We start from the raw sequence: 14,659 nt of genomic DNA, 5'->3' as shown, positions 1-14,659 counted from the left end.
AGCGCCCCGCCGGGAAGAACCTGGCGGGGCGCTTCTTAACGTTCTACGGTAAGCTGTCCGGTATCCCGGTTATCCAGCACCAGCTTGCCTTCATACGGTGCCCCGTCCTCCCCGGCCAGCTTCAGCTTCCCCGTCCGGCCCTTCTCAATCAGGGCCTTCACCTGGGAATCGGTAAGATTCCGGCCGTAGTTCTCCTTCCAGATCACGAAGCTGCAGCCTTCCTTGTAATGGGAACAGCCATAGCCCTTGCGGCCCATGAAGATCATGCCGCCGCAGCCCGGGCGCGGGCAGCTGCCGATGATCTTCGGCCCATCGGATGCGGCCGGTGCACTGCGCTTACGTGAAGCCGCCGGCTTATCGGCGGCAGCTTGGCGTTCGCCGGCCTTGCGCGGCGCAGTGGCGGCGGAACGCCCTTTGGGCCCGCTGCCCTTCGCAGGGGTATCCCCCTCGAAGGAGGTTTTGGCGGCCCGCGACTGGACGCGGACCTTGTCCACTATCATGGAGGCGAACCGCTTCACGTTCTCCATGAACTGGCCGTCCGCTGCAGTGCCGCGCGCGATCTCGTTCAGACGGCGCTCCCACTGCCCGGTCATCTCCGGGGAGGTCAGCAGCTCCACACCCGCCCCGCGGATCAGCTCAATCGCCGTCCGGCCCTTTTGGGTGATGGCGATTTTTTTACCCTGCATCTCCACATAGCCGACATTCTTCAGCCGCTCAATCGTCGCCGCACGCGTCGCCGGAGTCCCCAGACCGGAATCCTTCATGGCATCGCGCAGCTCCTCATCCTCAATCTGCTTGCCCGCGCTCTCCATCGCCTTCAGCAGGGTTCCTTCCGTGTAATGCTTCGGAGGCTGGGTGTCCTTCTCCTTCACGATAGCATCGCTGCAGAGCACTTCCCCCCCGGCATCAATCGAGAACGGCTCATTGACCTCCAGCTCCTCCTCCTCTTCGTCCTCCTTGCCCTTGCTTTTGGCCTTGGGCTTGTCCTTCTTCTGGTCCGCGTAGATTACCTTCCAGCCGAGGCTGAGCAGCTCCTTGACGGTTGTCTTGAACTTCTCCTCCTCCACCTCGGTGATCACCGTATGTACCTTGTACTCGGCGGCCGGATAGAACTGGGCCAGGAAGCGGCGGACAATCAGGTCGAACAGCTTGGCTTCGTCCGTGCTTAGCCCGTTCGCTTTGCGCCCGGTCGGCAGAATGGCATGGTGATCCTCCACCTTGGACGGATTGCAGATGAACTTGTTGCCTGTATGCACCAGACTGCGGTTCGCCCCTTTGACCCATTCGTCATACTGCGTCCCCTGCAGGGACGACAGCGTCTTCTGCATCTGGGGAATGTTCTGCTCTGTGACATAGTTGGAGTTGGTACGCGGATAAGAGATCACTTTATGCTTCTCGTAGAGCACCTGGGCGAGATCGAGCGTTTTTTTGGCCGAGAAGGCATATTTCCCGTTCGCTTCACGCTGCAGCAGCGTCAAATCGTACAGCTTGTTCGGATATTCCTTGGTGTCTTTGACCTCATAGCTGCCGATTCTGGCCGGCTTCCCCTTGACCTTATTCGCGAGCGCCTCCGCCTTGGCTGAGTCCGTTAACCTGTCCCCCTGCCACATCCCCTTGTAGGTCAGCTCTTTCTGGGTGAAATGGCCTTCCACCTCAAAGAACTTCAACGACGAGAACGCCTCAATCGTCTTCTGCCGGTCATAGATCAGTGCAAGAACCGGGGTCTGGACCCGGCCTACGGAGAGCAAGACATTATGCCTTGTAGTAAAAGCGCGCGACCCGTTCATCCCGATCAGCCAGTCGGCTTCACTGCGGGCTCTGGCCGCCTTGGTCAGATTCTCGTATTCCGAGCCGTCCTTCAGCTCCTGGAAGCCCTTGCGGATCGTCTCCGGCGTCAGGTCGGAGATCCATAGCCGCTTCACCGGCTGGCTCAGCTTCAGATGGCGCTGAATCAGCGAGAAAATATGCTGGCCCTCCCGCCCGGCATCGCAGGAATTGACCAGCAGATCGCTGCGCTTCGCCAGCTCGCCGATCACCTTCAGCTGATCCAGTGTACGCGCATTGGGTACCAGCTTGAACTGCTCCGGGATAATCGGCAGATCGTTAATATTCCACTTCTTGTATTTGGCATCATACGCTTCCGGCTCGGCCAGGCCGATCAGATGGCCGATAGCCCAGGTGATGATGTACTGCTCCCCTTCCAGATAGGATCGGTAATTTTTGGCCTTCGGTTCTATTGCGGCGGCGATATTCCGCCCCATGTCCGGTTTCTCCGCAATAATGAGTGTCTTCAAAAATAATCGCTCCTTACCCTTGATAACATAAAAAAGATGTCCAGTGTTCTATTATACCATTTTCCGTAACGGAAATGGACTCTTCATAGGAACCCCGGTGTCTAAGGGCGGAAGATTACCATCAGAACAATCAGCGCCAGCGTCAGCAGGCCGAACAGCTCCAGCACATCTTCCCGGGACCATTGTCTGCGGACAAAAACAATCGCCGGCTGGACCAGCGCCGCTATCATATACAGCACATCCAGCAGCAGGGCAAAGGCCAGCGCTGTGAATACCGGCGAGTCTGACTGTGCTGCCCCTGCAATAATTATAAGGATAACGACCGCTGTTACCACATACAGCAGACACCGGAAGAAGAGAATCCACGGCCCGGATTTTGCGGGTACTGGCTCTACCGGGACTTGCTGTTCCCTGGCCCGCTCTTCCAATAGGCGGCGGATCTCTTCGGGATGCTCCTTGCGTATTCTCTGCATCTGTCTGGCGTTGTCAAGCCTGCGTCTCAAGCGTCCAAACATGCCTCTCCCTCCTCTCCAAGGCGGCAATCCATGCGGTATTCCCCTATTTTACCAAAGCCTCAATTTAGGCAAAAGCAGTATCCGTTGCGGACTTCAGACCGCTTACGCGCAGCACCGCCTCACCCATATCGATTACTTCCTTGTTACCCGTTCTGCGGTCCATGTATTCAATCCTTTGCTCTGCGGCCAGCTTGCCTACCACGAGCACGACCGGTATACCGATCAGTCCGGCATCCTTGAATTTGACCCCGGCCCGCTCATCGCGGTCATCCAGCAGAGTATCGATGCCCAAGGCGGTCAGCCGTGCATACAGAGCCTCAGCCAGCTCACGCTGCACTGTATCTTTGGCCGACATCAGCAGAATATGAACCGTGTATGGAGCCAGACTCTGCGGCCACACCAGCCCCTGGTCATCGTTGTTCTGCTCAGCCACTGCGGCCAGCAAGCGGGAGATTCCGATGCCGTAGCAGCCCATTACCATAGGCCGGGTGCGGCCGCCTGCATCCAGATAATCTGCCCCCAGCTTCTCACTGTAGACCGTGCCCAGCTTGAAGACATGCCCCACCTCGATCCCCTGATGCAAATCCAGCTCCCCTTCCCCGCACTGCGGACAGCGGTCGCCGGTAACCGCATTACGGAAATCCCCCACCTGCGTCAGCGGGAAGTCCCGGCCCGGCACCACTCCGCGCAGATGGTAATCCTCTTCCCCTGCGCCTGTGACCGCTTCTGTCATGGCTGCAACAGCAGCATCCGCCAGAATCGGCACCGTCAATCCGGCAGGACCGACATAACCGCTTCCGGTTCCGGCGGCCTCCTGCACCTGCTGATCATCAGCCAGTGTAATGTCACCGCAGCCGAGGTACTTTTGCACCTTCAGCTCATTCACCTCATGATCTCCACGGACCAGTACAGCAAATGTCTTGCCGCCGCCCGTGTAGATTAATGTCTTGCTGATATCCTGCGGTCTGAGCCGGCTCTCCTGCACCAGTTGCTGAATGGTCTTCTGGGCTGGGGTATAGAATCGCTCTGGGGCAGGCCTTCCGGCAAAATCTTGTCTATGCGGTACACCCGCGCTCTGCACTTCCGCCTGCTCCAGATTCGCAGCATATCCGCACACGGAGCACACAGCTATCGTATCCTCACCTATCTCTGACAGGGCGATGAATTCATGATTCTGGCCTTTGCCGCCAATCGCTCCGGCATTCGCCTGCACCGCCCGGTACTTCAGGCCGCAGCGGTCAAAGATCCGCTCATATGCGCTGTACATCCCCTGATAAGCCAGATCCAGGCCATCCCCGTCTGTATCAAACGAATAGGCATCCTTCATCAGGAATTCTCTTCCCCGCAGAAGTCCTGAGCGCGGACGGCGTTCATCCCGGAACTTCGTCTGGATCTGATAGACGGTCACTGGCAGCCGCCGGTAAGAACCGATCTCTGCCCGCATTAGCGCTGTAACCACTTCCTCATGGGTCGGACCCAGCACGAACTCACGGTCGTGACGGTCGCGCAGCTTCATCAGCTCTTTGCCGTACACCTCATAACGTTCCGATTCTCTCCAGAGCTCTGCCGGCTGCATCGAAGGCATAAGCACCTCCTGCGCACCGGCGGACTCCATTTCCTGACGCACAATCTGCTCCATCCTGCGCAACACCCGCCGTCCGAGCGGCAAATAGCTGTATACTCCGGCGGCCACCTGCCGGATAAATCCGGCACGCAGCAGCAGCTGGTGGCTTCTTGTCTCTGCTTCGGCAGGAGCTTCGCGCAGAGTGGTAACTAATAGATTGGTTTGACGCATACAGATCAGCCTCTTTCGTCGATAAGTGTGTACAGCTTAAGATCTTTTCACTGCCAAATGAGGACGCAAAAAAGACACATCCGTCAGGGACGAATGCGCCGTGTTACCACCCTGTTTCAACCTCAAGACTATCCAAGCCTGCGGTCCTCTAATCCGGATAACGGCCGGGGCCGGCAGACTTATGCCCATCTTCAGCATATGCTGCAGCTTCCGAGGCAGGATTGGTGTCCCGCGCACACGGGGGATCTTTCAGCCGGTGAATCCCCTCTCTGCTTCCGGCGCTTACGGATACCAGGTCCTCGGTCAACGCTGTTACGTTGTAAATGTTGGTACTTAATCTATACGATATTTCGGACTGCGTCAAGCCGGCGATGAATAGATCGTGAATGCAATTAAATATTTTGCAGCAAATACCTTAAGATATGAAAAGAATGTGTCGATAATCCAGTATGAGAAGAGGTATTCAGAGAGAAACGGTTAGTTATGCTGCCAGCCGATTTCTATGTACCAGAGGGGGAACCGTTCCAATGTTCAAGTCAGTCAACCGCTTCACCAGCAAGCTCAGATCACGATCGCTGCAAAGACAGATGATGATGCTTTTCACCATTATGCTGGTGATTCCGATCCTCTTGGTCAGTTATTTCTCCTATTCCAGCGCGAAACAGGAATTGGAGCTTAGGATGCAGAAAGCCACGCATTCCAGTGTCGATCTGGTCGCCGGGACCATTCAAGAATATGTATCCGCTGCAATGCGGAATGTAGATTTGCTCAGCAACCAGATTGAGTCCTCCGAGGTCGATGTGAAGGCTCCCGCAACACGAACACTCATTGATCAGTTCATGAAGGCACATCCCGAGCTGGAGATTCTTACCGTGGGCAACGAACAAGGTGCCTGGATGAAGGCCCCGGACCCCGGCAAGCAGGATTATGATCCGCGTACGCGGGACTGGTATAAGGCGTCCATGCAGAATGCCGGCACCACTACAATCATTGATCCTTTTGTCTCGGCAACCACCGGCAATTATACATTGTTCCTCTCCCATTCGCTGAAGGACGGCAAAGGAGCAGTCACCACCAGCCTCAACCTGAAGGCAATGAGTGAAAGGCTTCATACCACCCATCCAGGGGAAACCGGATACTTCTACATTGTGGACCGTAATCATAAATTTGTCTCTCATCCCGGCAAAGCTGCAGGTGAGGATGTAGCAGACTATATCGTGAAGCTGCTGGTTAACGACAGCGGGGACCTGAATTATACCAATCCGGACACGGAGATGGATATGCAGGGATATTATACAACCGATCCGAATACCGGGTTCAAAATTGTAGGCATCCTGCCCACTCAAGAATTCTCGGATGCCTCACAGCCCATTATCTTTACAGGACTGACGGTTCTGGCCATTGCCCTGATTGTTGCGTTAACCCTGATGTACCTGATTGTCCGCTCCCTTACGAAGCCGATCCGCAGCCTGAACCGTTCTGCACAGCGGGTAAGCGAAGGCTATCTGAATGAGCAGATTGAGCTGAACCGGGTGGATGAGATCGGTCAGCTGGCACAGAATTACAACCTGATGGTAGGCTCTTTGCGCGGTATCGTCTCTGATATTTCCGACACTTCGGGGCAATTGGCAGCCGCAAGCCAGCAATTGAATGCCACAACCGAAGAGAACTCAAGAGCTACCGCCTACGTGGCTGAACTGGTGCAGGAATCCTCTGAAGGTGCGCAGACACAGACCTCGGCCATGGCAGAAACCTCACGCGCAATGGAGGAAATGTCCTCCGGTATTCAAAGGATTGCCGAAGCCGCCTCCTCCATCGTCGATTCTTCCGCGAGCACTGAAGCAGATGTGCGCAGCGGCAGCCGGAAGATGGAACAGGTCAGCCAGCAAATGGATGCCATCAGGACCTCTACTCATCACTCTTCACAGCTAATCGGGCAATTAAACGGCCTGAACGATGAAGTCTCCGCGATGAGCAGTGCAATTTCCGCCATTGCCGTGCAGACGAATCTCCTGTCGCTGAATGCCGGCATTGAAGCAGCCCGGGCCGGAGAGCAGGGCAAGGGCTTCGCTGTCGTGGCGGCAGAGGTGCGGAAGCTGGCCGATCAATCGAAGAATACCGCCGGGAATATTCAAGATACCCTGCAGCAGATGACCCGGCTGATCGACCAGACCTATGAAGCGATCCGGCATACCGTTGCAGCTGATGTTGAGCTGGGTATTCAGGTTACCGCCGAAGCCAAGCAATCCTTCATCAGCATCGAACAGTCTACCGCCAAAATCAACAGCCAGCTGCATGACATCTCGGCTATTACTGAGCAAATGTCAGCGGGAACGCAGGAGGTTGCCGCTTCCGTACACGAAATCTCCGGCATCTCCCGTTCCACCTCAGACGCCTTCCAGAGTGTAACGGCAGCTACAGAAGAACAGCTCGCGTCCATGGAAGAGATCTCTGCCTCCTCTACGGAGCTGTCCAGAATGGCGGGCGATCTGCAGCTTAAGATTGAACGGTTCAAGCTGGAAGACTAGCACCCGTGGCATGTGAGCGGTGAAGGCCATGCGCCTGCGTGCGACCACAATGTATGCTGTTTTCCCCATACATTCGGGCTATGCGGCTACATGCGAAAAAGCCGTCTCTCAGCAATGCTGAGAAACGGCTTTTTCGTGCCTATCGGATTTAAGCAAGTACGGTCGAACCCATCAGATATTTATCAACCTCACGTGCGGCTTCACGGCCTTCGTTAATCGCCCAGACGACCAGGCTCTGTCCGCGGCGCATATCACCGGCAGCGAATACTTTATCCACATTCGTATTGTACTTGCCGTAACGCGCCTTCACATTGGTGCGGCGGTCCGTCTCCAGCTTCAGCTGCTCAATCAGGTCCTGCTCCGGTCCGTCGAAGCCGATCGCGATTAGCGCGAGCTGAGCCGGAAAGACTGATTCGGTTCCCGGAACCGGCTGGTAGATCTTCCGTCCGGTCTCATCGACCATCCGGCGGATCTGTACTGTATGCACTTCCTTAAGATTGCCTGCTTCATCACCGACAAACTTCGTGGTCATAATCGAGAATTCACGCGGGTCTTCACCGAATACCGCCTTCGCTTCCTGCTGGGCGTAATCCAGCGTATAGACATTCGGGAATTGCGGCCAAGGGTTGGCAATCGGATCACGCGTAAGCGGAGCTTTGTCGTGTGTACCGAACTGGGTAATGCTGCTGCACCCGTGGCGCAGTGCGGTCGCCACACAGTCGGAGCCGGTGTCTCCCCCGCCGAGCACGACGACATCCTTGCCTGCCGCAGAGACATATTTGCCGTCTTCCAGGCCGGAATTCAGATAGCTGGAGATCGTCCCGGTCAGATAATCCATGGCGTACATGACACCATTCAGGTCGCTGCCTTCCACGTTGAAGCGCCGGGCCTTGGTCGCTCCGCCGCAGAGGACAACGGCATCGTATTCATCGACGAGCTGCTGGGCCGGTATGTCTTTGCCGATCTCTGTATTCACTACGAACTCGATGCCTTCAGCCGCCAGCAGATCCACGCGGCGCTGGACCACCCGTTTGTCCAGCTTCATCGTCGGAATGCCGTACATCAGCAGGCCGCCGATGCGGTCGCTGCGCTCAAAGACCGTTACCGTGTGCCCTGCCTTGTTGAGCTGTGCAGCCGCCGCAAGACCTGCCGGACCCGAACCAACAATGGCGACCCGCTTCCCGGTACGCTTCTCAGGCGGATTCGGAACAACCCAGCCCTCTTCAAAGCCCTTGTCCACAATCGCCAGCTCGATGGTCTTGATCGTCACAGGCTGTCCGATCAGACCGACGGTACAGGAGCCTTCGCATGGTGCCGGACAGATACTGCCGGTAAATTCCGGGAAGTTGTTGGTCTTGTGCAGCCGTTCCAGCGCTTCGCGCCACAATCCGCGGTAGACCAGATTGTTCCACTCGGGAATCAGGTTATGCACCGGACAGCCGGAGGTGCCTCCGCTCATATCCACTCCTGTGTGGCAATAAGGTGTGCCGCAGTCCATACAACGGGCACCCTGGGTGCGAAGCTCCTCTTCGGACAGGTGCTCATGGAATTCTTCCCAATCCTTCACGCGCTGCTCGGGTTCCCGGTCTCCAGGGAGCTGGCGCTTATACTCCATAAATCCAGTAGGTGTAGACATATTTACGTTTCCCCCATCCGTTCTCTTCGTGTTGATGTATAGTACACTATTGCATCCCCGCGGCATAATTCGATAATGATACAGCGCAATGAAGGTTCTGCATATTTTATACTAACTAACATTTCTAATTTTAATTATAGTAGCATTCATTACTTTTGCACGGTAATGGATTAATTTGCTGATTATTTGTACTATTTCACATCTGATGTCAGAGAAAACGCTTCATTGTCATCCCTTGCGTTCATACACATAGAAATGGTAATCATATGGATTCTGCTCATTCTTCAGCCCCGGTGTACTGGAAACTTCCTTCCACCCGCTCCAGTCTACCTCCGGGAAAATAGTATCGCCCTCGAACTCTGCATCAATTCGTGTCACCTGCAGCTTATCTGCAAAGGGAAGCATCAGGCTGTAGATCTCGGCGCCGCCGATCACCATCAGCTCATCCTCCTTACGGCCTTCGGCAAGCGCGTCTTCCAGCGTATGCACCACTTCAGCGCCTTCAGGCGCGAAGCTGCGGTCCCGGGTCAGGATCAGGCTGGTGCGTCCTTTAAGCGGCTTGCTGCCGAGGGATTCCCAGGTTTTGCGCCCCATCAGCATTCTTTTGCCGAGCGTCTCTGCCTTGAAATAAGCAAAATCCAGCGGCAAATGCCAAGGGATATCATTATTGTTCCCGATGACCCTGTTCGAGCCCATCGCCCAGATCATAGTTATGCTCATCTGCACACTCCCTTCTTCAAGCTATCACACATCCGCATATGGAATGCTCTATATCGCTACCGGTGCCTTGATCCCCGGATGATGGACGTAATCCTTAAATTCGAAATCCTCAAAGGTATAATCAAATATACTGTCAGGCTTGCGGCGGATCACCAGCGTCGGCAGCGCATACGGCTCCCTGGCCAGCTGTGTGGCGACCTGCTCCAGATGATTGGTATAGATATGCACATCTCCGCCCGACCAGATGAATTCTCCTACCTCTAGGCCCGTCTGCTGGGCGACCATATGAGTGAGCAGCGCATAGCTGGCAATGTTAAAAGGAAGCCCCAGGAACGTATCCACAGAACGCATAGTGAGCATACAGGAGAGCTTCCCGTCCGCCACATAGAACTGAAATACAAAATGACAAGGCGGAAGCTTCATCTCCTCAATCTCGCCTACATTCCAAGCGCTGACGATATGACGGCGGGAATCCGGGTTGTTCCTGATTGAATCGATAACATTCGCAATCTGGTCAATATGACGGCCGTCCTTGGACTCCCAGGCCCGCCACTGTGAACCATAGACAGGTCCCAGCTCGCCGTTCTCATCGGCCCACTCGTCCCAGATCGAGACCCCGTTCTCCTTCAGATACGACGTGTTGGTCTCTCCCTTGAGGAACCATAACAGCTCATGCACCACCGACTTCAGATGAATGCGCTTAGTAGTCACGAGCGGGAAGCCCTTCGTGAGATCGAAGCGAAGCTGCCGTCCGAAGACCGAGATGGTGCCGGTGCCGGTCCGGTCGTTCTTGGCTGTGCCGTTATCCAATATATCCTGCAATAGATCCAAGTAATTACGCAAGTAGTATCGCACCCCACTCTCTTTTTCTTATACCAGTTTACCATGAGCTGACTGTCCTTGTAATTCCCTTTGCACAAATTCCTTCCGGTTAAAATAACCCCACAAAGTGAAGCTCTGACTCCGATGTGATCTCAAGTACTTTGCGGGGGCCCCAAAACATATTTTTATATAAAAAGGATGTTCCCCGCCACTTGCATGGCTCAGGAAACATCCTCTTGAATTATTGCGGAAATAGCTTCGCAGCTATTATCTGATTACATGAATCGGGTGGCCTTCTACCAGCTCAGCCGCTTCCATAACAATCTCGCCGAGAGTCGGGTGTGCATGGATGGTCAAGGCGATATCCTCAAGGGTAGCGCCCATCTCAATGGCCAGCCCCAGCTCAGCAATCAGGTTGGAAGCTTCGATGCCGACGATTTGCGCGCCCAGCACCTGATTATTGTCGCTCTTCGCAACAATCTTGATGAAGCCTTCAGGCGCATTCAGGGAGACAGCACGGCCGTTGCCTGCGAACGGGAATTTGCCGGCTTTCACTGCATAGCCCTTATCCTTGGCTTCCTTCTCAGTCAGGCCGACGCTGGAGCATTCAGGATCAGTGAATACGACAGCCGGCATCACTTTGTAATCAACGACCGACTTGTGTCCGGCGATAGCTTCGGCAGCAATCTTACCTTCGTACGAGGCTTTGTGCGCCAGAGCCAGGCCAGGTACGATGTCACCGATCGCGTAAATGTTAGGAATGTTGGTGCGTCCCTGGTGGTCAACCTTCACCAAACCGCGTTCGTCCAGCTCAACGCCGATCAGATCCAGACCAAGCTCACCGTCAGTGTTCGGACGGCGGCCTACGGTTACCAGCAGGTATTCCGCAGTGACTTCCTTGGACTCTCCGCCAACGGAGTACTTCACAGTAACTTCCTTGTCGTTCTGCACAGCGGATTCCGCTTTGGCATTCGTTACAATCTCAATGCCGGTCTTAGCCATGTTCTTGGCTACCAGACGGGTCATGTCCTTGTCGAAGCCAGGCAGAACTGTATCCAGACCTTCAATGATCGTAACCTTCGTACCGAACTTGGAGTACATCTGGCCCAGCTCGGCGCCGATGTAGCCGCCGCCGATCACGATCATGCTCTTCGGAATTTCAGGAAGATCCAGCGCTTCGGTGGAGGACAGAATCCGTCCGCCGAACGGGAACGGCTTCAGCTCAATCGGGCGGGAGCCTGTCGCGATGATGCAGTTATTGAACTTGTAGCGCGGGGATTCATGGTCATTGAACAGACGGGCTTCGTTTGCACTAATGAACATCGCTTCACCGCTGAATACTTCAATCTTGTTGCCCTTCATCAGGCTGGTTACACCGGAAGTCATCTTCTTGACTACGCCGTTCTTGAAGGCCTGGGTCTTAGCCCAGTCTACCTTTACGTTCTCGGCAGTCACGCCGAATACGTCGCCGTGCTGAGCAGCCTCGTATTGATGAGCTGCCGAGATCAGCGCCTTGGAAGGGATACAGCCGCGGTTCAGACACACGCCGCCGAGCTCCGATTTATCTACAATGATGACCTTTTGGCCGAGCTGGGCGGCACGAATTGCCGCCACATACCCGCCGGGACCTGCACCAATTACCAATGTGTCGATTTCAATTGAAGCGTCTCCGACTACCATTAATTACACCTCCATAACTAACATATCAGGATTTGCAAGCAGGGTCTTAATGTAATTCATGAAGTTCTGTGCAGTTGCGCCGTCGATAATCCGGTGGTCAAAGCTCAGCGACAGGGCCATTACAGGCGCAGCTACGATTTCACCGTTCTTCACTACCGGCTTCTCAGTGATACGTCCGGTTCCCAGAATTGCAACTTCAGGGAAGTTGATAATCGGGGTGAAGAACATACCTCCGGCCGAGCCGATGTTGGTGATCGAGATGGTGCTGCCCTTCATTTCATGCGGTGCCAGCTTGCCGTCACGTCCGCGCACAGCCAGATCCGAGATCGCGCTGGCGATCATCCAGATGCTCTTGCGGTCAGCATCCTTGATCACAGGAACGATCAGACCGTTGTCTGTGTCTGTAGCGATACCGATGTTGTAGTACTTCTTGTAGACAATCTCATTCGCAGCTTCGTCAATCATGGCGTTAAGCGCCGGGAACTGGCGGGAAGCGGCAACGAGTGCCTTCACGATGAACGGAAGGTAAGTGACCTTCACGCCCTTCTTCTCAGCCACAGGCTTCATGCGGGCACGGAAGGCTACCAGCTCGGTAACATCCACTTCGTCCATGATGGTTACATGCGGTGCAGTGTAAGCCGATTTCACCATCGCATTCGCGATCGCCTTGCGGATACCCTTGAACGGTACACGTTCTTCTTCCAGGTTCGCGTTGCCGGAAGCTGCAGGAGCCGAAGCAGCTTCTTTAGCCTTCGCCTGCAGTGCTTCTGCTGCTGCCGGTGCAGAAGCTGCTGGAGCCGCCGCTGCCGGTGCTGCTGAGCCGCCCTTCAGGAAGGCTTCCACATCTTCAAGGGTGATCTTGCCGTTCTTACCGGAGCCGTTCACCTTGGAGATGTCCACGCCTTTATCACGGGCGAATTTGCGTACGCTTGGCGTTGCCAGCACTTCGCGGTCCGGAGCCGGAACGGCTGCTGCCGGTGCTGCCGCCTGGGAAGGTGCTGCGCCCTGCGCGCCGGAGGCTTCAGCATGGCCGCCTTCCTGATGCGGAACATCGCCTTCAGCGGCAATTACCGCTACAACCTCGCCTACGCGGCAGACCTGGCCGTCTTTGGCGAACACTTCAACGACTGTACCATTGACCGGGGAAGGAACTTCCACTACCGCCTTGTCGTTCTGAACTTCCATGATGATATCATCGTCAGTGATCTTGTCGCCGACCTTGATGTGCATCTTGATGATTTCCCCTTCATGCAGGCCTTCACCCAGTTCAGGGAATTTGTATTCAAAGTTCGATGCTCCGCCGCTTGCCGGTGCACTGGTAGCCGGAGAAGAAGTCGTCTCTGCTCCGCCCTTGGCTGCGTCAGCTTCCTGGGAAGCATGCTCTGCCGGATGGCCGCCTTCCTGTTCAGGAATGTCGCCTTCCGCATCAATGATAGCTACCACTTCGCCTACGCGGCAGACCTGGCCGTCCTTGGTGAAGACTTCCAGCACAGTGCCGTTAACCGGACAAGGCACTTCAACTACTGCCTTGTCATTCTGAACTTCCATTACGATATCGTCATCGGTTACCTTATCGCCAGCTTTGATATGCATTTTGATAATTTCGCCTTCATGCAGACCTTCGCCCAGCTCAGGGAACCGGTACTCAAATTTTGCCACCTTGATAACCTCCCGAGTGTAGTTTAGAATTCCATAACTTTCTTAACAGCTGCAATAACACGTGCTGGTGTAGGAATCCAGGTATCTTCGATTTGTGCAAATGGATATACAGTATCAGGACCGGCTACACGAAGTACAGGAGCTTCCAGGTGCAGCAGTGCTTTTTCGTTGATCTGGGCAATGACCTCAGCGGCCACGCCGGAGCTCTTCTGCGCTTCCTGAACCACGATGGCACGGTTAGTCTTCTTAATGGAGGCTACAATCGTGTCGATATCAATCGGGCTGACCGTGCGCAGGTCAATGATTTCAGCTTTGATGCCCTCTTTTTCGAGCTGTTCCGCGGCTTTGGTGGCAGTATGTACCATCAGGCCGTAAGCGATGATCGATACATCGGAACCTTCACGCACTACGTTAGCTTTGCCCAGCTCAACCGTGTATTCACCTTCAGGAACCTCAGCACGGAATGCATGGTACAGGTTGAGGTGCTCCATGAAGAATACAGGGTCATTGTCGCGGATCGAGGCGATCAGCAGGCCCTTGGCGTCGTATGGATTGGATGGAATTACTACCTTAATCCCAGGGCTCTGGGCAATCAGGCCTTCCAGGGAGTCTGTATGAAGCTCGGCTGCCTTAACGCCGCCGCCAAAAGGAGTACGGAATACTACAGGAGCATTATACTTGCCCCCGGAACGCCAGCGCAGACGCGCAGCTTGAATGACAATCTGATCCAGGGCTTCAAAGATGAAGCCGACAAACTGGATTTCAGCAATCGGGCGGAAGCCTTGTACACCCAGACCGAAGGCCAGACCGCCGATTGCGGATTCTGCCAGCGGGGTGTCGAAGACACGCTCTTCGCCGAATTCTTTCTGCAGTCCTTCCGTTACACGGAAGACACCGCCAACATTACCAACATCCTCCCCGAAGATAAGGACATTAGGGTCACGAGTCAGTTCAACGCGCATCGCGTCACGAATTGCTTCTTTCATATTCATCTGTGCCATTGCCTGATA

10 protein-coding genes are annotated in these 14,659 nt (G+C 55.0%); 1 reads left to right on the top strand and 9 read right to left on the bottom strand.

The window, feature by feature from the left end; genetic code table 11:
• Window positions 1–35: 35 nt before the first annotated feature.
• From K1558_RS10995 to K1558_RS10985, 3 genes are all read right to left on the bottom strand, one after another.
• Window positions 36–2,294: a type IA DNA topoisomerase gene (locus K1558_RS10995; protein ID WP_238651615.1), complete on the bottom strand. Its 2,259-nt coding sequence runs from the start codon at window positions 2,292–2,294 to the stop codon at window positions 36–38.
• Window positions 2,295–2,395: 101 nt separating this feature from the next.
• Window positions 2,396–2,809, bottom strand: a complete 414-nt coding sequence (locus tag K1558_RS10990) for a hypothetical protein (RefSeq protein ID WP_238651614.1) — start codon at window positions 2,807–2,809, stop codon at window positions 2,396–2,398.
• A gap of 64 nt (window positions 2,810–2,873) precedes the next feature.
• A complete protein-coding gene (locus K1558_RS10985; protein ID WP_238651613.1) occupies window positions 2,874–4,604 on the bottom strand; it encodes a proline--tRNA ligase in 1,731 nt (576 codons plus the stop codon).
• Window positions 4,605–5,131: 527 nt separating this feature from the next.
• Here K1558_RS10985 and K1558_RS10980 point away from each other — a divergent pair.
• Window positions 5,132–7,132 (top strand): methyl-accepting chemotaxis protein, encoded by a 2,001-nt coding sequence (locus K1558_RS10980; protein WP_238651612.1) that lies wholly within the window; start codon window positions 5,132–5,134, stop codon window positions 7,130–7,132.
• A gap of 148 nt (window positions 7,133–7,280) precedes the next feature.
• On the opposite strand, the gene K1558_RS10975 is transcribed toward K1558_RS10980, so the two are convergent.
• From K1558_RS10975 to K1558_RS10950, 6 genes are all read right to left on the bottom strand, one after another.
• A complete protein-coding gene (locus K1558_RS10975; protein ID WP_238651611.1) occupies window positions 7,281–8,768 on the bottom strand; it encodes a glutamate synthase subunit beta in 1,488 nt (495 codons plus the stop codon).
• Between the two features lie 228 nt (window positions 8,769–8,996).
• Window positions 8,997–9,488, bottom strand: coding sequence for a dihydrofolate reductase (locus K1558_RS10970; protein WP_238651610.1), 492 nt, complete (start codon window positions 9,486–9,488; stop codon window positions 8,997–8,999).
• Window positions 9,489–9,536: 48 nt separating this feature from the next.
• Window positions 9,537–10,331 (bottom strand): thymidylate synthase, encoded by a 795-nt coding sequence (gene thyA / locus K1558_RS10965; protein ID WP_238651609.1) that lies wholly within the window; start codon window positions 10,329–10,331, stop codon window positions 9,537–9,539.
• 246 nt (window positions 10,332–10,577) lie between these two features.
• On the bottom strand, window positions 10,578–11,990 hold the full coding sequence (lpdA, locus tag K1558_RS10960) for a dihydrolipoyl dehydrogenase (RefSeq protein WP_238651608.1): 1,413 nt from the start codon (window positions 11,988–11,990) through the stop codon (window positions 10,578–10,580).
• Between the two features lie 3 nt (window positions 11,991–11,993).
• On the bottom strand, window positions 11,994–13,649 hold the full coding sequence (locus K1558_RS10955; RefSeq protein ID WP_238651607.1) for a 2-oxo acid dehydrogenase subunit E2: 1,656 nt from the start codon (window positions 13,647–13,649) through the stop codon (window positions 11,994–11,996).
• A gap of 23 nt (window positions 13,650–13,672) precedes the next feature.
• A complete protein-coding gene (locus K1558_RS10950; protein ID WP_238651606.1) occupies window positions 13,673–14,650 on the bottom strand; it encodes an alpha-ketoacid dehydrogenase subunit beta in 978 nt (325 codons plus the stop codon).
• Window positions 14,651–14,659: the final 9 nt, after the last annotated feature.

Origin of the sequence: Paenibacillus piscarius, assembly GCF_022234545.1 — a bacterium.
In the GTDB taxonomy this organism is placed as follows: Bacteria; Bacillota; Bacilli; order Paenibacillales; family Paenibacillaceae; genus Paenibacillus_AQ; species Paenibacillus_AQ piscarius.
The sequence above is the reverse complement of the archived record's forward strand: the minus strand, read 5'-3'. Positions and strand labels throughout refer to the sequence as shown.

Excerpts from the sequence above, each read along its gene's own strand:
- K1558_RS10950 (WP_238651606.1), bottom strand. The coding sequence starts at position 14,650 with ATGGCACAGATGAATATGAAAGAAGCAATTCGTGACGCGATGCGCGTT.
- K1558_RS10970 (WP_238651610.1), bottom strand. The coding sequence starts at position 9,488 with ATGAGCATAACTATGATCTGGGCGATGGGCTCGAACAGGGTCATCGGG.
- K1558_RS10990 (WP_238651614.1), bottom strand. The coding sequence starts at position 2,809 with ATGTTTGGACGCTTGAGACGCAGGCTTGACAACGCCAGACAGATGCAG.
- K1558_RS10985 (WP_238651613.1), bottom strand. The coding sequence starts at position 4,604 with ATGCGTCAAACCAATCTATTAGTTACCACTCTGCGCGAAGCTCCTGCC.
- K1558_RS10980 (WP_238651612.1), top strand. The coding sequence starts at position 5,132 with ATGTTCAAGTCAGTCAACCGCTTCACCAGCAAGCTCAGATCACGATCG.
- K1558_RS10975 (WP_238651611.1), bottom strand. The coding sequence starts at position 8,768 with ATGTCTACACCTACTGGATTTATGGAGTATAAGCGCCAGCTCCCTGGA.
- lpdA (WP_238651608.1), bottom strand. The coding sequence starts at position 11,990 with ATGGTAGTCGGAGACGCTTCAATTGAAATCGACACATTGGTAATTGGT.